General features: G+C 68.6%; 14 protein-coding genes. 8 read left to right on the top strand and 6 right to left on the bottom strand.

What is annotated here, in order from left to right:
* Positions 1–21 precede the first annotated feature (21 nt).
* Both ACFOSH_RS44195 and ACFOSH_RS44200 read right to left on the bottom strand, forming a co-directional pair.
* Positions 22–1,983, bottom strand: a complete 1,962-nt coding sequence (locus tag ACFOSH_RS44195; RefSeq protein ID WP_378247844.1) for a S9 family peptidase — start codon at positions 1,981–1,983, stop codon at positions 22–24.
* Positions 1,984–2,013: 30 nt separating this feature from the next.
* A complete protein-coding gene (locus ACFOSH_RS44200; protein WP_378247846.1) occupies positions 2,014–2,988 on the bottom strand; it encodes a TerC family protein in 975 nt (324 codons plus the stop codon).
* Positions 2,989–3,305: 317 nt separating this feature from the next.
* On the opposite strand from ACFOSH_RS44200, the gene ACFOSH_RS44205 reads away from it, so the two are divergent.
* The 5 genes from ACFOSH_RS44205 to ACFOSH_RS44225 all read left to right on the top strand — a co-directional run bounded on the left by ACFOSH_RS44205 (position 3,306) and on the right by ACFOSH_RS44225 (position 10,175).
* Positions 3,306–6,215, top strand: coding sequence for an alpha/beta fold hydrolase (locus tag ACFOSH_RS44205; protein WP_378247848.1), 2,910 nt, complete (start codon positions 3,306–3,308; stop codon positions 6,213–6,215).
* Positions 6,208–7,167 (top strand): ABC transporter permease, encoded by a 960-nt coding sequence (locus tag ACFOSH_RS44210; protein ID WP_378247850.1) that lies wholly within the window; start codon positions 6,208–6,210, stop codon positions 7,165–7,167. Before ACFOSH_RS44205 ends, ACFOSH_RS44210 begins: the two co-directional genes overlap by 8 nt.
* A 258-nt stretch (positions 7,168–7,425) precedes the next feature.
* Positions 7,426–7,848: a hypothetical protein gene (locus tag ACFOSH_RS44215; protein WP_378247852.1), complete on the top strand. Its 423-nt coding sequence runs from the start codon at positions 7,426–7,428 to the stop codon at positions 7,846–7,848.
* A gap of 44 nt (positions 7,849–7,892) precedes the next feature.
* Positions 7,893–8,663 carry an enoyl-CoA hydratase/isomerase family protein gene (locus ACFOSH_RS44220; protein WP_378247853.1) on the top strand — a complete coding sequence of 257 codons (771 nt, stop codon included), beginning with the start codon at positions 7,893–7,895 and terminating at the stop codon, positions 8,661–8,663.
* A 102-nt stretch (positions 8,664–8,765) separates the two neighbouring features.
* Positions 8,766–10,175 carry a S28 family serine protease gene (locus tag ACFOSH_RS44225; protein WP_378247855.1) on the top strand — a complete coding sequence of 470 codons (1,410 nt, stop codon included), beginning with the start codon at positions 8,766–8,768 and terminating at the stop codon, positions 10,173–10,175.
* 83 nt (positions 10,176–10,258) lie between these two features.
* Here the strand turns inward: ACFOSH_RS44225 and uvrB are convergent, their stop codons facing one another.
* Both uvrB and ACFOSH_RS44235 read right to left on the bottom strand, forming a co-directional pair.
* Positions 10,259–12,418, bottom strand: a complete 2,160-nt coding sequence (gene uvrB / locus ACFOSH_RS44230; protein WP_378247857.1) for an excinuclease ABC subunit UvrB — start codon at positions 12,416–12,418, stop codon at positions 10,259–10,261.
* 51 nt (positions 12,419–12,469) lie between these two features.
* Positions 12,470–13,783: a DUF5685 family protein gene (locus ACFOSH_RS44235; protein ID WP_378247859.1), complete on the bottom strand. Its 1,314-nt coding sequence runs from the start codon at positions 13,781–13,783 to the stop codon at positions 12,470–12,472.
* A gap of 142 nt (positions 13,784–13,925) precedes the next feature.
* Here ACFOSH_RS44235 and ACFOSH_RS44240 point away from each other — a divergent pair, with 142 nt between their 5' ends.
* Both ACFOSH_RS44240 and ACFOSH_RS44245 read left to right on the top strand, forming a co-directional pair.
* The gene (locus ACFOSH_RS44240; protein WP_378247861.1) at positions 13,926–14,441 is read left to right on the top strand and encodes a DUF402 domain-containing protein; all 516 of its coding nucleotides are present in this window, start codon (positions 13,926–13,928) and stop codon (positions 14,439–14,441) included.
* A 106-nt stretch (positions 14,442–14,547) separates the two neighbouring features.
* Positions 14,548–16,068 (top strand): ArnT family glycosyltransferase, encoded by a 1,521-nt coding sequence (locus tag ACFOSH_RS44245; RefSeq protein ID WP_378247863.1) that lies wholly within the window; start codon positions 14,548–14,550, stop codon positions 16,066–16,068.
* 14 nt (positions 16,069–16,082) lie between these two features.
* On the opposite strand, the gene coaE is transcribed toward ACFOSH_RS44245, so the two are convergent.
* Positions 16,083–17,267, bottom strand: coding sequence for a dephospho-CoA kinase (gene coaE / locus ACFOSH_RS44250; RefSeq protein ID WP_378247865.1), 1,185 nt, complete (start codon positions 17,265–17,267; stop codon positions 16,083–16,085).
* Between the two features lie 197 nt (positions 17,268–17,464).
* On the opposite strand from coaE, the gene ACFOSH_RS44255 reads away from it, so the two are divergent.
* The gene (locus ACFOSH_RS44255) at positions 17,465–17,689 is read left to right on the top strand and encodes a hypothetical protein (RefSeq protein ID WP_378247867.1); all 225 of its coding nucleotides are present in this window, start codon (positions 17,465–17,467) and stop codon (positions 17,687–17,689) included.
* A gap of 145 nt (positions 17,690–17,834) precedes the next feature.
* Here ACFOSH_RS44255 and rpsA read toward each other — a convergent pair whose 3' ends face one another.
* Positions 17,835–19,337 carry a 30S ribosomal protein S1 gene (gene rpsA, locus ACFOSH_RS44260; RefSeq protein WP_378247869.1) on the bottom strand — a complete coding sequence of 501 codons (1,503 nt, stop codon included), beginning with the start codon at positions 19,335–19,337 and terminating at the stop codon, positions 17,835–17,837.
* Positions 19,338–19,466 lie beyond the last annotated feature (129 nt).

Here is a 19,466-nt window from a genome sequence, read left to right on the forward strand (position 1 = left end):
AACATCCGGTGACCCGAGGGATCAGAGGTGCCGGCCCCACCACTCCAGTACGGCGTCGAATCGCTGCACCCGGTGCCGAGGCTGCCCCGAACGGGTGAGTTCGTGCCCCTCGCCGGGGAACAGCAGGAATTCCGCCGCGACGCCGTTCTGCCGCAGTGCCACGTACATCCGCTGCGCCTGCTCCAGCGGGCATCGCCAGTCCTGCTCGGAGTGCGCGACCATGAACGGGATGTCGATCTTCCCCGCGTAGGTCAGCGGGCTGCGCTTGCGCAGCTCTTCGTGATCGTCGCCGGCGTAGCCTCCCGAGAAGAACCAGCCGATGTCGGAGCTGCCGGTGAACGAGTCCCAGTCGTTGACCGCGCGCTCGCTCCACGCGGCACGGAACCGGCCGCCGTGGTGCGCGGCGAGCCAGCTGGTCATGAAGCCGCCGTACGAGCCGCCCATCACGCCGACGCGGTCGCTGTCCAGATCGGGCAGTTTCAGCGCTTCGTCCAGCAGTGCCAGCAGATCGTCCGCGTCCACGGTGCCGAGGCCGTGGACGATTTCGCGGCCGTGGCTTTCGCCGTAGCCGGCGGAACCGCGAGGGTTCCCCAGGACGACGGCGTAGCCCGCCTCGGCGAGCACCTGCGCCTCGTCGAAGACCTTCCATTCGTAGGCCGCGAACGGTCCGCCGTGGACCATCAGGACCACGGGATGCGGCCCCTCACCCTCGGGCCGGACGATCCAGCCGTGCGCCGGATAGCCGTCGGGCGCGGTCGCGTCCAGCTCCTCCAGCGGCAGGATCCCGATGTCCCGCAACGGCTTCGAGTAGTCGGTGAGGACGCGGGGTTCCTCGTCCGACAGCAGGACGACGTCGCCGGAACTCTCGGGCGTCCCGATCACGGCGGCGATCCGCGCGCCGTCGACGACGAACGACTTCACCGCGGCGTACTCGCCTGCCAGGTATCGCAACGACTTCAGCTCGGCCAGCTCGGCGTCGAGCGGAACGGCGCGCAACTCGGCGGCACCGCGGGTGCGGACCACGACGAGCGCCTCGTCGCCGAGGACGGACGGCGGGCCCGCCGCGTTGTCGCAGTCCACAGTTTCGACGTCGGTCAGCCGCCGTGCGGCCGAGGGCTCGTCACCGGACGGCCACGGCGCGTGCCAGAGCCCGGTGTTGCGGGCGATCTCCTCCAGCGCCGGGAATTCGGTGCCGTAGAACAGGATCGAACCGTCCGGAGTGGAGACCGGTTTGGCCGCGGTGCCCGCGGTCCGGACCAGCAGCCGGGGTTCGCCGCCCCCGGCGGGCACGGCGTAGACGTCCGAGCGGACGGTGTCCTCGACGGCCCAGTCACGGGGCGCGACGATCAGGACGGACTCGCCGTCGACCGTCCACGAAGGATGCTCGACGTCGGCCCGGTCGTCGGTCAGCGGCGTGAGAGCGGCGGGCGCTGTCTCTTCCAGTGCGGCGACGGCGTCCACTACGAACAGACGTTGTGGACGGTCGTTGAGGAAGCCGGCGTCGTCGACCCGGTAGAAGAGGTTCGTGATGTGCCGCGGAGCTTCTTCGCCCGGCTCCAGGGTTTCGCCGTCCGCGTTCTCCGTGCCGTAACGGCCCGGCTCGGGCACGCGGGCGACGAAGGCGATCCGGCGCGAATCGGGCGCCCAAACCGGGGCGCCCGTGCCGAGGGGCAGGTCGGTGATCCGCTTCGCGTCGCCACCGGAGGCGGCGATGAGGTGCACCTGCGGCTTGGCCTGGCGCCCGGAACCCTCCCCCGCGCGGAGGAAGGCGACCCACCGGCCGTCCGGGGAGATGACGGGGGCCGAGTCCTTGGTCCCGTGGGTCCAAGGCCCTTCCCCGGCACCGCCCGGGTCGACCCTGCGCAGGCCGCCACGGTAGCTGTTCGTCTTCAGATCAGGCCTGCTCACCGCGGTGAGCAACAGGTCGCCGCGCAGCGCGGGGAGGCCGGGGACCGTCAGGGCTTCGATGTCAACGGGACGCACGGCCCCGACGGTACCCGATCCTTAGCAGTTCTAACTACTGATCGAAGAGTCCTGCTCAGCGGCTTCCAGCTTCTTCGCCTTCGAGAGGCTGGCCAACGTCGTCACGGTCAGGACCACGATGATGACACCCAGGGAGACCCAGTTGTTGATGTCCAGCCAGTCCGGCACGGCGCCGTACTCGTGCAGCGCGTGCAGGAACAGCTTGGCGCCGATGAAGGCCAGGATCACCGCGAGGCCGTAGGACAGGTACACCAGCTTGGTGACGAGGCCACCGAGCAGGAAGTACAGCTGGCGCAGACCCATCAGCGCGAAGGCGTTGGCGGTGAAGACCAGGAAGGCCTCCTGCGTGATACCGAAGATCGCCGGGATCGAGTCGACGGCGAACAGCAGGTCCGCGCTGCCGATCGCGACGATCACCAGGAACATCGGGGTGATCCAGCGCTTGCCGTCCTTCTTCACGAAGGACTTGTGCCCGTGCCACTCGTTGGTGACCGGGAAGAGCTTGCGCACCCAGCGGGTGAGCGCGTTCTCCTCGTATTCCTCGTCTTCGTCCTTGTTGCGGATCATGCTGACCGCGGTCCAGATGAGGATGGCGCCGAAGAGGAAGAAGACCCAGACGAACTGCGCGATCAGCGCGGCGCCCACGGCGATGAACACGCTGCGCATGGCGAGCGCGAGCAGGATGCCGATCAGCAGCACGCGGTGCTGGTGGATCGCGGGCACCTTGAACGACGTCATGATGATCATGAAGATGAACAGGTTGTCGACGCTCAGCGAGTACTCGGTGATGTACCCGGTGAAGAACTCGACGCCGGGGTCGTGTCCCCCGAAGACCCAGACACCGATGCCGAACGCGACGGCCACGGCGACGTAGAAGACGACCCACCGCGCGGCTTCGCCGGTGGTGACCTCATGCGGCTTGCGATCGACGATGACCAGGTCGAGTGCGATCAGCGCGAGCAGACCGCCGACGGTGGCGATCCATAGCCACAGGGGAACAGACATGTAACCAACCCTCCGGATAGTGCACAGCAGCAACTAACCGGAGGTCTCTTCCGCCGGTGCGAGACCGGCCGACGGTGCCGGGGGCCTGCGAAGACCACCGTGCTGACGACACCGCCGCGAAGGAATACTCCCCTCACAGCTGGTCCAGTTTGACCTCTCTGTACGCATGACGCCAGTTAAGGTTGCCCTTGTCACCAAGATGGTGGCGTAACTCCCGTCACACTCACCTCTTTTCCCACGCCGGATACCCATTCCGGCGACGGCTGACACCACGCTTGTGTGGTCTGTGTGTGCCGGGAAGGCGACTCTCAGGTTCGGTGAAATACGGTCATTCCGTGCCCCGAATCCCGCTCCCTCGCACGCGAGGCGCGAAGCTCACCGCGCTCGCCGCGGTCGTGGTGGTCCTGGCCGCCGCGGCCGTCGTGTGGACGAACAGCGACCCCGCGCCGTCCGCAGTGAAAACCCAGGAAGCGACCCTTGACCTGCCCGAAGTCCCGGGCTCGTCCGCGGTCGTCAAGATCGACACGACCACGTACCTTCCCGAGCGGACCCCGGCGCCCGCCGTCCTGCTCGCCCACGGTTTCGGCGGTGACAAGAACAGTGTCGCCACCGAAGCCCGCGAACTGGCCGAGAAGGGCTTCGTCGTACTCGCCTGGTCCGCGCGTGGCTTCGGCCGCAGCACCGGGAAGATCGCGCTGAACGACCCCGACCGCGAAGTCGCGGACGCCAGGAAGCTGATCGACAACCTGGCCTCGCGGCCCGAAGTCCTCAGCGAGAACGGCGACCCGAAGGTGGCCGTGTCCGGCGCTTCGTACGGCGGCGCGCTTTCCCTGCTGCTCGCCGGGACCGACAAGCGAGTCGACGCGATCGCGCCGGTGATCACCTACAACGACCTCGCTCAGGGGCTCTTCCCGAACGCCGCCTCGGCCGCGCCTTCGACGGCGACCACTCCCGCCGCCGGCGCGTTCACCGCGGACGGCGTCTTCAAGAGGTCGTGGGCCGGCATCTTCTTCTCCGCCGGCTCCGGCGCGGCACAGGGCGGCTCCCCCGCCGACGACGCGCCCGAAGCCGGTGACGAGACGAGCGAATCCGGTGCTTCCCAGGGTACGGGCGCGGCGGGTGCCGCGGCGCAGTCCCTGCCGCTCGGCGGTCCGAACGGCCAGCGGCCCACGCCCGGCCCGGCTGACCCGTGTGGACGGTTCACCGCCGACGTCTGCCAGGCCTACACCGAACTCGCGACCACCGGCAAGGCGAGCCAGAAGACCGTCGACCTGCTCCGCCGCGTCTCCCCCGCGTCCGTGACGGACAAGATCACCGTGCCGACCCTGCTGGTGCAGGGCGAAAGCGACACCTTGTTCGGTTTGGACCAGTCCGACGCGACCGCCCGGCAGATCGCCGCGGCGGGCGGCAAGGTCCGCACGATCTGGTACACCGGCGGCCACGACGGCGGGAAGCCCGGCCAGAAGCTGCGGGCGCAGATCGCCGACTTCCTCAAGTTCTCCCTCACCGGGCAGGGCACCGATCCCGGCACCGGCTTCAGCTACGACATCCAGGGCACGCTGCGGGCCAACGGCGCCCCCTCGGTCCGGACGGTCACCGCCCCGGCGTACCCGGGAGCCACCGGGGACGCCACCGAACGGCGGCGGTTCACGCTGGCGGGCCTGGCCCAGCAGGTCGTCCGGCCCGCGGGCGGCAACCCGGCCGCGGTGAGCGGGATCCCCGGTTTGAACGGGGCGGTGGCGGGTTCGTCCCGGCTGTCCGGACTGTTCAGTGTGGACCCACCGGGTCAAGCCGCGCAGTTCGCGACGCCGCCGCTCGACGCGCAGACGATCGCGGCCGGTTCGTCCACGGTCCGCCTGCGGGTCTCGGCGGATCCGTCCGCCGCCGCCCCGCAGAAGGAAGCCGTTCTGTTCGCGAAGCTCTACGACGTCAACTCGGAGGGTGTCCGCACCCTTCCGGCCAACGCGGTCGCGCCCCTCCGCGTTTCCGGTCTTCCCGCCGACGGCAGCCCGGTCGAGGTGACGGTGACCCTGCCGGGCATCGTGCGGCCCCTGGAGGCCGGGCACACGCTCCGGCTGGTCGTCGGCACGACGGACCAGGCGTTCGCGACGCCGGTGGAACCCGCGGTGTTCCGCGTCGAACTGGCGGACGGCGGGCAGCTCGGCGTCCCGGTCGTCCACGGCACCTCGGTCGGCGCGGGCGCGCCCACCGCGCAACTGCTCGGGATCGCCGGGACACTGCTCGCGGGTATCGCGATCACGGTGATCGCCGCGTTCCGCCGCCGCCGCGCGCACGACGTCGACGAGAGCCTGGCGAAGACGCCGTTGGTGATCGAAGGACTGCGCAAGGCCTACGCGGGCGGGTTCGTCGCGGTGAAGGACCTGTCCTTCCGGGTCGAATCCGGTCAGGTGCTCGGCCTGCTCGGGCCGAACGGCGCGGGCAAGACGACGACCCTGCGCATGCTGATGGGGCTCATCACGCCGACGGCGGGCACCATCCGCGTGTTCGGTCACCTGATCGCGCCCGGCGCGCCGGTGCTGTCCCGGATCGGGTCCTTTGTGGAGGGTTCGGGCTTCCTTCCGCACTTGTCCGGCAAGGAAAACCTGGAACTGTACTGGGCGAGCACGGGCCGCCCGAAGGACAAGGCGCATTTCGCCGAGGCACTGGAGATCGCCGGGCTGGGCGACGCGGTGAACCGGCGGGTCCGCACCTACAGCCAGGGCATGCGGCAACGGCTCGCGATCGCGCAGGCGATGCTCGGCCTGCCGGAGCTCATGGTGCTCGACGAACCGACCAACGGGCTCGACCCGCCACAGATCCACCAGATGCGCGAGGTGCTCCAGCGCTACGCGGCGACCGGACGCACCGTGGTGGTCTCGAGCCACCTGCTGGCCGAGGTCGAGCAGACCTGTACGCACGTGGTCGTGATGCACCGCGGCATGCTGGTCGCCTCGGGCGAGGTCGGCGAGCTGGCCGCGTCCAGCGGCGAGGCCACGTTCCGGGTCGACAAGCCCGACGAAGCGGCCGAAGCACTGCGAAAGGTCGGCGGCGTTTCCGGCGTCGACGTCGACGGTGAACTGGTCCACGCGGATCTCGACGGTCTCGCCCGCGCCGAAGCGGTCGCCGCCCTCGTGCGGGCCGGGGTCGCGGTCGAGCAGGCCGGACCGCGGCGACGGCTGGAAGACGCGTTCCTGCAGCTGGTCGGAGAGGACTCCAAGAGTGAGTAAGACCAATGGTTCTTCCCCGGTGACCCGCGCGGATCACGGCGTGCACACCGACCCGGCGGCACTGCTGGAGCTGACCGAGGTCGCGTCGCACGAGCGGACCGAGGTCGGCCCGGACGGGGCGGTGGCGGGTTATCGCGCCGACCGGACGCTGCGGCTCGGCGTCGAACTGAAGCGGCAGCTCAAGCGGCGGCGGACCCAGCTCATGCTGGGGTTCGTCGCGCTGCTGCCGTTCATCCTGGTGATCGCGTTCGAGATCGGGCAGGCCAACCCGAACCGCCGCAGCGGCGGGTTCGTCGACCTCGCCACCGCGAGCGCGCCGAACTTCGTGGTGCTCGCGCTGTTCGTCTCCGGCACGTTCCTGCTCCCGATGATCGTGGCGCTGTTCTACGGCGACACGATCGCGAGCGAGGCGTCGTGGTCGAGCCTGAAGTACCTGCTCGCGATGCCGGTCCCCCGGCATCGGGTGCTGCGGCAGAAGGCGATCGTCTCCGGCATCCTCTCCGCGGTCGCGCTGATCCTGTTGCCGCTGGTGTCACTGGTGGTGGGCGTCATCTGGTACGGCGCGGGCGACGCCATCAGCCCGACCGGCGACGCGGTGTCGTTCAGCGACAGCCTCGTGGCCATGGGACTGGCGACGATCTACATCATCCTGCAGCTGGCGTGGGTGGCCGGTCTGGCGATGCTGCTCTCGGTCGCCACCGACGCCCCGCTGGGTGCCGTCGGCGGCGCGGTGATCGTCGCGATCGTTTCGCAGATCCTCGACCAGATCACCGCGCTGGAAGGGCTCCGGGACTATCTGCCGACGCATTTCGCGTTCTCGTGGATGGATCTCATCTCCACCGACATCGACTGGACGAACATGGCCAACGGGATGCTGTCGGCCGCGTTGTACGGCACGGTGTTCTTCCTCCTCGCAGGCCGCCGGTTCGCGACGAAGGACATCACCAGCTGAGAGCGTTTCCGCACCCGAAAACCGCCGGGGTCCACCGGGAAGACGAAATCCTCTTCCTTGGTGGGCCCCGGTTTTCACTGGCCGTGGCGACCTTCACCCATTGGCGCCGGTAATCGGTGTTTCATGCGCATGAGACCATTGATTTTTCCGATCATCGACTCATCGGGTGAAAAGTTCGCATTCATCTTCGGAGACCTCCGGGAAATCCTTATCTTCAGGGGAAAGGTGCCGAAGCGAGCAGAAAGCGGGGACGTGACCATGACCCAGTCACTCGAGATCCCGGTCCAGGAATTCTCTCTTGCTTGGACGATGACAGCGGACAAAGGCGGCAGGGTGGGATTCGCCGCCACGGGTCAGGTGACGTTGCTCGACAACAAGCGGTTCTACAAGATCGACGGCGTCCTCTACATCTCCGAGGGCAGCACCTACTGCCGCGACATCGGCAACCCCCATCTGTTCGTCCGCCGCAACGGCGTCGAGGAGAGCGGCAGGCAGTGGGGCTGGGAGACCATCTGCAACCGCAAGTCCTGCAGCAGGCTGTGCGCGATGGACGCGTACTTCGTCCGCACCGGCTACTGGGCGCCCGCCGACAAGGCGATCCAGCTGAGCATCGGCGCCGAGTCCGGCTGGAACCGCAAGCGGTCCTTCAGCCCGACGATCACCGTGCGCCTCCCGGACTGAGCAGTCCACTGTAGATCTCCACCGGCTCGGGTACGGTCGGGCTCATGGCCACCTCTTCGATCCGCGTGGACGACGAAGGCGGGATCGCCGTCGTCACCCTGCAGCACGGCAAGGCGAACACCCTCGACACGGAGTTCTGCCAGGAACTGATCGTCAAGCTCGAAGACGTCCAGCTGGGCGGCTGTCGCGGTGTCGTGCTGACCGGCACCGGCGGCATCTTCTCGGCGGGCGTCGACCTGCGGCGGGTGCACGACGGCGGCGCGGGCTACATCGAGGACTTCCTGCCCGCGCTGTCGGACGCGTTCCTTTCGGTGTTCGGCTTCCCCGGACCGGTGGTCGCGGCCGTCAACGGCCACGCGATCGCCGGCGGGGCGGTGCTGGCCGCCGCCTGCGACCGCCGCGTCCTCGCCGACGGCCCGAGCCGGATCGGGATCACCGAACTGCTCGTCGGCGTGCCGTTCCCGTTGGCGGCGCTGGAGATCCTGCGTTCCGGGTTCGGCGCCGACGTCCTCGCCGAACTCGCGTTCCTCGGCGAGACACACCTGCCGGAAGACGCCCTCCGGCTCGGCCTGGTGAACGAGGTGACCGAGCCCGCGAACGTCGTGGGACGGGCGGTCGAGGTCGCCAGGAAGCTCGCCGAGATCCCCTCCGCCGCGTACGCGCACACGAAGGCACAGCTGCATCGGCCGTTCCACGAGCGGATCGCCGAACACCGCACCGGCGACGACGCCCACGTCCTCGAACTGTGGAGCTCCCCCGAGGCGCTCGCCGCCATCAAGGCCTACGTCGAAAGGGTGCTTCGCGGCGCGAAGTGAGATGTCCCGATGATCGGGACACCGTCCGGATAGGTGATTGCCCACCGGCAGGGACTCTGTGAGTATCCGACCGCTCAACAGGTCCCGATGGGGAGGGCATGGATGCGGAAGCTCACGGCCGCGTGGTCGGTTCTGACGATCACCGTTCTCGCACTGGCCGGGTTGACCCCGGCCGCGCAGGCGGCACCCGAGGACATCAAGGACGCGCTGGGGCGGATCCCCGGCCTGACCGTCGTCTCGGAGAATCCGGCACCGACCGGGTACCGGTTCTTCAAACTCACCTACACCCAGCCCGTCGACCACCGCAGGCCGGGCGCCGGCACCTTCCAGCAGCGATTCACCTTGCTGCACAAGGAATTTCGCTCGCCGACCGTGGTCTACACGAGCGGATACAACGTGTCGGAAGCGGCCAACCGCTCGGAGCCGACGCAGATCGTCGACGGCAATCAGCTGTCGATGGAGTACCGGTTCTTCACCCCTTCGCGGCCCGAGCGGCCGAACTGGGGCAAGCAGCTGACGATCTGGCAGGCCGCCGCCGACCAGCACCGCGCGGTCGAGGCGTTCAAGCGGATCTATCCGGGCAAGTGGCTCGCGACCGGCGGCAGCAAGGGCGGCATGACGGCGACCTACTTCCGTAGGTTCTTCCCGAACGACGTCGACGCGACGATCCCCTACGTCGCGCCCAACGATGTCGTCAACTCGCACGACCGGTACAACCGGTTCCTGGCGAACGTCGGCGACGACCCGGCCTGCCGTTCGGCGTTGAAGGCGATCCAGCGTGACGTGCTGACACGGCGTTCGGAGTTCACGGCGCTCGCCGCCGCCGACGCGGCCAAGAACGGCTACACGTTCACCACCGTCGGCTCGGCCGACGTGTCACTGGAGATCTCGGTGATCGACTCGTACTTCGCCTTCTGGCAGTACCAGAAGCAGGCGGACTGCGCGACGGTCCCGAAGGCCGGTGCCCCGGCGGCCCAGGTCTACGCCTGGTTCGAACGCGTCGAGAGCCTCAACACCTACTCCGACCAGAACCTCGAGATCTATGTCCCCTACTACTTCCAGGCGGCCTACCAGCTCGGCTCCCCCGAGTCCTACGAAAGCTATCTCCGGGACCTGCTGCGCTACCCGGGCCTCAACGTGTCGCGGACGTTCGTGCCGAAGTCGGTCGACATCCCCCGGTTCGACCACCTGGCGATGCCGGACGTCGACTTCTGGGTGAAGTCGCAGGGGAAGCGGCTGCTGTTCGTCTACGGCGGGAACGACCCGTGGGGCGCGGAGCCGTTCCAGCTCGGCTTCGGCACGAAGGACTCCTACAGCTATACCGTGCCCGGCGGTAACCACGGCGCCCGGATCTCGCAGCTTCCCGCGGCCCAGGCCGCCGAAGCGACGAACACCGTGCGGCGATGGGCCGGGCTGCCCCCGGTTTCGCCCGGCGTCGGCACGCGTTCGGTCCCTGCCGGGTTCCCGGACTTCGACGCGGACCTGACGATGGTGGAGCGCCCGCGCCTCTGACGCCCCGGATGTCATGAAAGGGTCGTTCAGGACGTCTTTCGTCCTGAACGACCCTTTCATGACACAAGTGAGCTGCCCGGCGGCTACTTGATGCCGGCCGCGTCCATGCCGCGGAGTTCCTTCTTGAGGTCCGAGACCTCGTCCCGCAGGCGGGCGGCCAGTTCGAACTGCAGGTCGCGCGCGGCCTGCATCATCTGGTCGGTCATCTGCTGGATGAGGTCGGCCAGCTGGGCGCGCGGCATCCCGGAGACGTCCTTGTCGACGAGCATCCCGGAGCTGCGCACCCGGTCACCCTGCTCGGGCTTCTTGCCGCGCGACGCGTTCCGGCCCGAACCGCCGACGGCGACCGTCTCCTCCGAGTCCTCGGCCTCGCTGTACACGCGGTCGAGGATGTCGGCGATCTTCTTCCGCAGCGGCTGCGGGTCGACGCCGCGTTCCTCGTTGTAGGCGACCTGCTTCTCGCGGCGGCGATCGGTCTCGTCGATGGCGTGCCGCATCGAGTCGGTGATCTTGTCCGCGTACATGTGGACTTCGCCCGACACGTTTCGCGCGGCGCGGCCGATCGTCTGGATCAGCGACGTGCCACTGCGGAGGAAGCCTTCCTTGTCCGCGTCGAGGATCGCGACCAGCGAGACCTCGGGCAGGTCGAGACCCTCACGGAGCAGGTTGATGCCGACCAGCACGTCGAAATCGCCCGCGCGCAGCTGCCGCAGCAGCTCGATCCGGCGCAGGGTGTCCACCTCGGAGTGCAGGTACCGCACCCGGATACCCAGCTCCAGCAGGTAGTCGGTGAGGTCCTCGGACATCTTCTTGGTGAGCGTGGTGACGAGGACGCGCTCGTCCTTCTCGGCCCTGTCGCGGATCTCGTGCACCAGATCGTCGATCTGGCCCTCGGTGGGCTTCACGACCACCTTCGGGTCGACAAGACCGGTCGGCCGGATGACCTGCTCGACGAACTCGCCGCCCGCCTGCCCCATCTCGTACGGCCCCGGCGTCGCCGACAGGTACACCGTCTGCCCGATCCGGTCGGTGAACTCCTCCCAGGTCAGCGGCCGGTTGTCGACCGCGCTGGGCAGCCGGAAACCGAACTCGACCAGGTTCCGCTTCCGCGACATGTCGCCTTCGAACATGCCGCCGATCTGCGGGACGGTCTGGTGCGACTCGTCGATGACCAGCAGGAAGTCGTCCGGGAAGTAGTCGATCAGCGTGGCGGGCGCCGTCCCGGCCTCGCGGCCGTCGATATGCCGCGAGTAGTTCTCGATGCCGGAGCAGAATCCGACCTGGCGCATCATCTCGATGTCGTACGCGGTGCGCATCCGCAGCCGCTGGGCCTCGAGCAGCTTGCCCTGCTTCTCCAGCTCGGCCAGCCGCTGCTCCAGCTCGGCCTCGATGCCGTGAATGGCCTTCTCCATCCGCTCCGGGCCCGCGACGTAGTGCGTGGCCGGGAAGATGCGGACCTCGTCGACCTCTTTCACGATGTCGCCGGTGAGCGGGTGCAGGTAGTACAGCTTCTCGATCTCGTCGCCGAAGAACTCGACGCGGATCGCCAGCTCCTCGTACGCCGGGATGATCTCGACCGTGTCGCCGCGGGCACGGAAGGTGCCGCGCGCGAAGGCGATGTCGTTGCGGGTGTACTGCACGTCCACCAGCGCGCGGAGGAAGACGTCCCGGTCGAGCTGCTCGCCGACCTTCAGCTTCGAGGAGCGGTCCAGGTACGACTGCGGGGTGCCGAGGCCGTAGATGCACGAGACACTCGCGACCACGATGACGTCGCGCCGGGACAGCAGGTTCATCGTCGCCGAGTGCCGCAGCCGCTCGACGTCGTCGTTGATCGACGAGTCCTTCTCGATGTAGGTGTCCGTCTGCGCGATGTACGCCTCGGGCTGGTAGTAGTCGTAGTAACTGACGAAGTATTCGACCGCGTTGTGCGGGAACAGCTCCTTCAGCTCGTTCGCCAGCTGCGCGGCGAGCGTCTTGTTCGGTGCCATCACCAGCGTCGGACGCTGGACGCGCTCGATCAGCCAGGCCGTCGTCGCCGACTTGCCGGTACCCGTGGCGCCCAGCAGCACGACGTCCCGTTCACCCGAGTTGACCCGGCGTTCGAGCTCGTCGATGGCCGCCGGCTGGTCACCGGCGGGCTTGTAGTCGCTGACGACCTCGAACCGGCCGCCGGTCCGGGGGATGTCGGTGACGGGCCGGTGGTCCGACTGGGCGAGTACGGGGTGTTCGGATGCGAAAGCCACGACGACCAGAGTAGGCGCTGGGTCCGACAGTTTCCGTTTCGCCTGGTCGGCTCAGCAGGAACAGTCACAGCAGGAACAGCAGTCGCAGCAGTCACAACCGTCACAGTTGTTGCACACGGCCTCGTGCGGCTTCCCGCTCCACGGGCCCGGGAACGGATCACGGCAGCAGAACTGGCACGAGCAGCACATGTAGGTGGCCGCCGCGCAGCCGAAGAAGAACCCCCTCGGCTGGGCGGGCACCCGGAACTTCGGCGTCCAGCAGCAACCACCCTGACCGTCGGTCGGCGGGCCGCCGTGTTTCTTCTTCTTCGGCGGCTCCTGGGGCGGACCTCCGCCACCGGGAGCGCCCGGCGGCGGGGGCGGTGCCTGGTGGCCGCCCTGCGGATAGCCGCCTTGCGGGTACTGCTGGGACGGGTGAGACTGATGGGGCCGGTGGGGATGTTGTTGCGGCAGTGGCCCGGGCCCGATCCAGCCGGGCGGTGGCTGCTGCGGGCCGTGACCGTGACCGATGAGGCCGTGCCCGAACGAACGCCGGACGGCCTGACGCAGTTCGTGCACCAGCAGCGCGTGGACGAGCTTGGGCTGGTCGAACGTCACCTCGCGAAGGGCGAGTTCGACGCCGAGCACGGCGTCGTCGCACAGTCTTCGCGCCTCGGCGAGCCCGGTGCCGGTGGCCGTCAGCGGGTTCCACGCGCCGGCGGCCTCGTCCTCGGCGAGGTCCTCGACCGCGTCGAGCAGATGCGCGGCCCTGCCGAACAGGCGTCCCACTTCAGCCAGCGGCGCGGCGTTCTCCGGGCGTCCGGCCAGCGTGGCGGTGTGCGCGAACGCGGCCGACGTCGCCAGTTCGGCGGGTTCGGTGGCGAGCACGGCCGAATCGCCGAGACGGACGGCGCGTTCGATCTCGCCCTGCCGGTCGACGGCCTCGGTCAGCACCGCCGTGTCGAAGCCGACCCGGATGCCCGTGCGGCTCCCCTGGCCCGCCCAGCGCGTCGCCACCCGCCTCGCGGCGAGAGCGACGGAACGCCGCGCGAAGGCACCGTCACGGTCTTCGACGTGGTCGCTGATCTTCGCCGACGCCAACACCAGCGAGACCGCCGCCGCGAGCTGGGCACCTCCGCCCTTCGCGACCGACGTTCCCTTCATCGCCCGGAGCGGGCAAGGACCGGCGTCGCGCCGTCCCTCCGCACGCGGCGACTGGGCCTCGACGAGCGCGGAAACGATCAAGCCGTCGTAGTTCGTCACCATTCGGGCGAGATGTCCGTGTTCGTCCCGCAACGCCAGGCAGAGCCCGCAGAGATGGGCGAGCCAATCAGCGTGCAGACCTGCGGAAAGCCGGTGACGGCACGGCCTGATGATCCCGAACATACGTCGACTCCCACTCACCCCAATGGCGGAACCAGCGCACCCTATCCGGCCGGGCGGCGCTACTCCTCCGAAACCCTGAAACCGTGATCGTCCACCCGGTTGGGCGGTGGTCGTGGACGCCGGAGCCTTCCAAGATGGGCGCATGACCGCGCTGCATCCGCCCAAGGTCGAGTACTTCGATCCGGCCGCGAAGACCAACACGGATCCCAAAGGGATCGTGAGGGACGTCGAGGAATACCGCGAAGAGCCCTTCGGCCTCTACATGGCGCGGCCGGCCCCAGGGCGGAGGCAGTTCCACTACCTCGAGTCCTGGCTGCTGCCGGACCTCGGCCTGCGGATCACCGACTTCTGGTTCAACCCCGGCCACGAACGCGATCAGGACTTCTACCTCGACGTCGCCGACGTCCGCCGCGAGGACGGCGTCTGGGTCGCCACCGACCTCTACCTCGATCTCGTCCTGAAGGACAAGGAATCCGTCCAGGTGATCGACATCGACGAACTCCTCGCCGCGGTCACCTCCGGCCTGCTCTCCCCCGCCGACGGCGAACGAGCGCTGGACGTCAGTCACCGGACCGTGGACGGACTTGCCGCCCACGGCCACGATCTGCGCGGCTGGCTGTCCACAAAGGACGTCACACTCGGGTGGCGACGGCACTGACGGCCGGTGTGCCGTACTTCACCACGGTCCGCTCGCCACCGACGCGCCACGCCGGTGGCACGTAGGGTGCGAGAGGACCGGCACCCGAGGGATCTGCGAGGAATGGATGGAAGCCGCCAGCGCGGCCGAAACACCGACCGCGTCCAGTGCGGCGTTCGCCCGGCTCCCGGTGGCGCTGCTCGCCGCGGCGGCCGCGGCGCTCCTGCTGGCGACGGCGGGGCGATACGGCTACTTCGGCGACGAACTGTACTTTCTCTCCGCCGGAAAGCGGCTGGCCTGGGGATACGCCGACCAGCCGCCGGTGCTCCCCTTCCTGGCGCTGGCGATGGATTCGCTCGCGCCGGGCAACGTCTTCGTGTTCCGCCTCCCCGCCGTCCTGGCGACGGCGTCCGGTGTCGTGTTCACCGGGCTCATCGCCTACGAGATGGGCGGCGATCGCCGGGCGCAGACCCGCGCCGCCGCCGCGTACGCGATCTGCGGCCAGTTCCTCGGGAGCGGGCACTATCTGGCCACCTCGACGATCGACCCGGCCTTGTGGGCGCTCATCGCGTGGCTGCTGGTGCGGTGGATGCGGACGCGGGACGACAACCTGTTGCTGTGGCTGGGTGTCGCCACCGCCGTCGCGCTGAACGTCAAACTCCTCATCGCGACGTTCTGGGTCGCCGCCGGGGTCGCGCTCCTGCTCTTCGGGCCCCGGGATCTCTTGCGCAGGACCGAACTCTGGATCGGCGCGGGCGTCGCCGCGCTCTCGCTGATACCCACCCTCTGGTGGCAGGCCGCGAACGGCTGGCCGCAACTGGAGATGGGCGACGTCATCGCGCACGAGACCACCGGCGGCTGGAGCGGCCGCGCCGGGTTCCTGCCCGCCCTGCTGACCGGGGCCGGCCTCGGCATCGGCGTCGTCGGCGTCCTTTATGGACTCTGGGTCCTGCTGTTCTCGGCCAGGTTACGGGAGTTCCGGTTCCTCGGCTGGGCCGCCGTCGGCGTGATCGCGCTGTTCATCCTGTCCAACGGCCGGTACTACTACGCGGCGGGCATGTTCGGCGTCCTCTGGGCGGGCGCCGCCGTCCACTTCGGACAGCTGAAGCCGTCCTTGTGGTTCCGCTGGATCCCGACCTGGCCGGTGTTCCTGCTCTCCGCGCTGTACACCCTCCCCTACGCGCTGCCGGTGTGGCCTGTCACATGGATCGCCGAAGGCCGGGACGTCCCGCGTCCGGCGTACGCGTTGGAGGAGATCGGCTGGCCGGATCTCGCCCGATCGGTCGCGGACGCCTATCACCGGCTCCCGCCGGACCAGCAGGCGCGCACCACCCTCGTCACGACCGGGTATTGGCAGGCCGGAGCGCTCGACAGGTACGGCCCCGACTACGGGCTTCCCGCCGCGTACAGCCCGAGCCGCGGGTTCTGGTACTTCGGCAGGCCGCCCGCGACCGCGGACAACGTCCTGTTCGTCGGACCCGATCCGGCGCGGCTGCGGCGTTCGTTCACCGACGCCCGGATCGTTTCCCGGGTCGACAACGCTCTCGGCGTCCGCAACGTGAGCCGCGGGATGCCGATCTGGCTGGTGACCGGCCGGACCGAAACCTGGGAGGCCGCGTGGCCAGGACTGCGGGAATTCCGAGTCTGACCAGGGACTGAAGCCTACGGGGTCCAGCCCGTCGAAGCCGCCCACGCGTCGGCCCGCGCGAACGCGGCGTCGACCCAGACCTGCTTCTCGTCGGTGTACCGCTCGACAGTCCCGTCACCGGCGTGCTTCGCGGCCATGGCGTTCTTGACCGCCGCGTAGGCGTCGCGTTCGTCCTGGTTCCGCCGCAGCCACTCCGGGAACAGCAGCGCGAGCCGCCAGGCCGGCGTCTCCTGCGAGCGGACGTGCAGGTTGACCGGACGGCGCGGGTCGCCACCGAAGTGGAACCGCTTCGGCCAGGTGCCCTCTTCTCCGTGCGCGTCGTCGAACCACTCGCCTTCCGCGCGCGGGAACCCGGCGTCGGAGAGCGCGTCGGCCAGCTCGTCGGCCTTGTCCAAAGTGGACACCGTCAGCTGGAGGTCGAGGATGTCCTTGGCGGGCAGCCCCGGCACGGAGGTCGAACCGATGTGATCGACCCGCACGGCGTTGCCACCCACCACCAAGCGGATCCGCGCGAGCGCCCGTTCGGCCTGCACAGGCCACGTCTGGTCGTACTGCGCGATCTTGGGTGACATCGGCGCACGCGGCTTCCGGAGGCGCACGTTCGCCTCGAACGGGGTCAGCCTGTCCGCCCACAGCGCGTCGACGTCGGCGAGCACGATGTCGGGTGCTCCGCTGTTGTCGAACCAGACGTCGGCCACCGCCCGGCGCTGATCGGTCGTGGCCTGCGCCTTGATCCTGGCGCGCGCGTCGGGCTCGGGCATCCCCCGTGACTCGACCAGACGGCGGACCCGGACCTCTTCCGGCGCGTCGACCATGACGACGAGGTGGTACATCGGCGCGAGGCCGCCTTCGACCAGCAGGGGGATGTCGTGGACGACGATCGCGTCCGGCGCCGCGGCCGCCATCAGCTCGGCCGTCCGCGCGCCGACCCTCGGGTGGACGATCGAGTTCAGCCGTTTGCGGGACTCCTCGTCGGCGAACGCCTTCGCGGCGAGCGCGGCGCGATCGAGCGAACCGTCGGGAGCGAGGATGTCTTCCCCGAACGCCTCGACGAGACCGGCGAGACCGGGTGTCCCCGGCTCGACGACCTCCCTGGCGATCTTGTCGGAGTCGACGATGACGGCGCCGTGCTCGGAAAGCCGGTTCGCCACCGTCGATTTTCCGGCGCCGATCCCGCCGGTCAGGCCCACACGCAGCATGACGATCAGCCTAGTGTCGCGATCAGGGGCGACCGCGCAGGGTCACCGAATGGGTACGTCCGGCACAGAAGGATGCAAAAGGCAAGATCATCGTGACGCGCGACTCAACCATTTCGAGTGACACGCCGGGCGGTTACGCGGATTTGGGAGCTCGGTTGCGTACCGTGCGCGGCGAAGGTAGCCCACACGGAGGAAAGATGGCAGACAGCAAGCACGTCGGAAGGCACCGGCTCGGATCGCCGGGGCTGGTGCACTGTGTCTTCCATCGCCCGGTGTCCGAGGCCCTCGCCGAATACCGGCGCACGTGGCTGAGCGCGCTCCTGGTTCCCGCCAAGCACAGCTTCGCCGGACTCCGCCGCAAGGCCCGCGCCGCGGCCCTCGAACGCATCTGGGTGCCGGCCGTCCGGCCAGCCACTTCCTGACCCGCTTCTCCCCCAACCCCGCGTTCAGTCCTCTGAACGCGGGGTTTCTCGTACGCGTTCAGTCCTCTGGATGCGGACAAAGACAGCGGCCCCGGTCCGAGTGGACCGGGGCCGCTGTCTGTCAGCTACTGGCTGAGCGCTTGGATCACGCGCCGCCCGACAGCTTCTCGCGGAGAGCCGCGAGCTGCTCGTCGCTGGCGAGCGTGCCACCGCTCTTGGCCTCGGCCGGAGCCGAGGAGGTGTAGCTCTGCTCGCCCGAGTCACCGGAGGTGACACCGGTCGCGGCGTCGGCCGCGGCTTCGGCGTCGGCCTCGGCGGCCTTGACGACCTGCTTCATGTGAGCCTCGTAGCGGGTGTGAGCCTCGGCGTACTGACGCTCCCACTCCTCACGCTGCTTGTCGAAGCCTTCCTGCCACTCCTGGGTGTCCGGGTCGAAGCCCTCGGGGTAGATGTAGTTCCCCTCGGTGTCGTACTCGGCGGCCATGCCGTACTGAGTGGGGTCGAACTCGGTCTCCGGCGTGACGCCCTCGTTCGCCTGCTTCAGCGACAGCGAAATGCGACGACGCTCAAGGTCGATGTCGATGACCTTGACCATCACGTCGCCGTTGACCTGGACGACCTGCTCCGGGATCTCCACGTGGCGCTCGGCCAGCTCGGAGATGTGCACCAAGCCCTCGATGCCCTCTTCGACGCGCACGAACGCACCGAACGGAACGAGCTTGGTGACCTTGCCCGGCACGATCTGGCCGATCGCGTGGGTGCGGGCGAACTGACGCCACGGGTCTTCCTGGGTCGCCTTCAGCGACAGCGAGACGCGCTCGCGGTCCATGTCGACGTCCAGAACCTCGACCGTGACCTCCTGGCCGACCTCGACGACCTCGGAGGGGTGATCGATGTGCTTCCAGGACAGCTCGGAGACGTGCACCAGGCCGTCGACGCCACCCAGGTCCACGAAGGCACCGAAGTTGACGATGGACGACACGACGCCCTTGCGGACCTGGCCCTTGGCGAGCGCGTTGAGGAACTCGCTGCGCACCTCGGACTGGGTCTGCTCCAGGTACGCGCGGCGGGACAGGACCACGTTGTTGCGGTTCTTGTCCAGCTCGATGATCTTCGCCTCGAGCTCGCGGCCGACGTACGGCTGCAGGTCGCGCACACGGCGCATCTCGACCAGCGACGCGGGCAGGAAGCCGCGCAGGCCGATGTCCAGGATGAGGCCGCCCTTGACGACCTCGATGACGGTGCCCTTGACGGGCTCGTCCTTCTCCTTGAGCTCCTCGATCGTGCCCCAGGCGCGCTCGTACTGCGCACGCTTCTTGGACAGGATCAGACGGCCTTCCTTGTCCTCCTTCTGGAGAACAAGAGCTTCGACCTCATCGCCGACGGTGACAACCTCAGCCGGGTCGACATCGTGCTTGATGGAGAGCTCACGCGAGGGGATGACACCCTCGGTCTTGTAGCCGATGTCGAGCAGGACCTCGTCACGGTCAACCTTGACGATGGTTCCTTCGACGATGTCGCCATCGTTGAAGTACTTGATCGTCTTGTCGATCGCTGCGAGGAAATCTTCCTCCGACCCGATGTCGTTGATAGCGACCTGCGGGGCCCCAATGGGGGCGGTCGGGGCGGTGGCGGTGTCGGTCGTCATTAGGCGGGTTGCTCCGGTGGATGGGAAGTAGTGGGTTTGCGGTTAGGGCACCATGGGCTCTTCCGGCATGAGGCGACCACATCTGCAAACGTCCACAGGGAACGACCGCGAGCATCACCGCATCCGGTA

The organism is Amycolatopsis speibonae, from assembly GCF_042647925.1.
In the GTDB taxonomy this organism is placed as follows: Bacteria; Actinomycetota; Actinomycetes; order Mycobacteriales; family Pseudonocardiaceae; genus Amycolatopsis; species Amycolatopsis speibonae.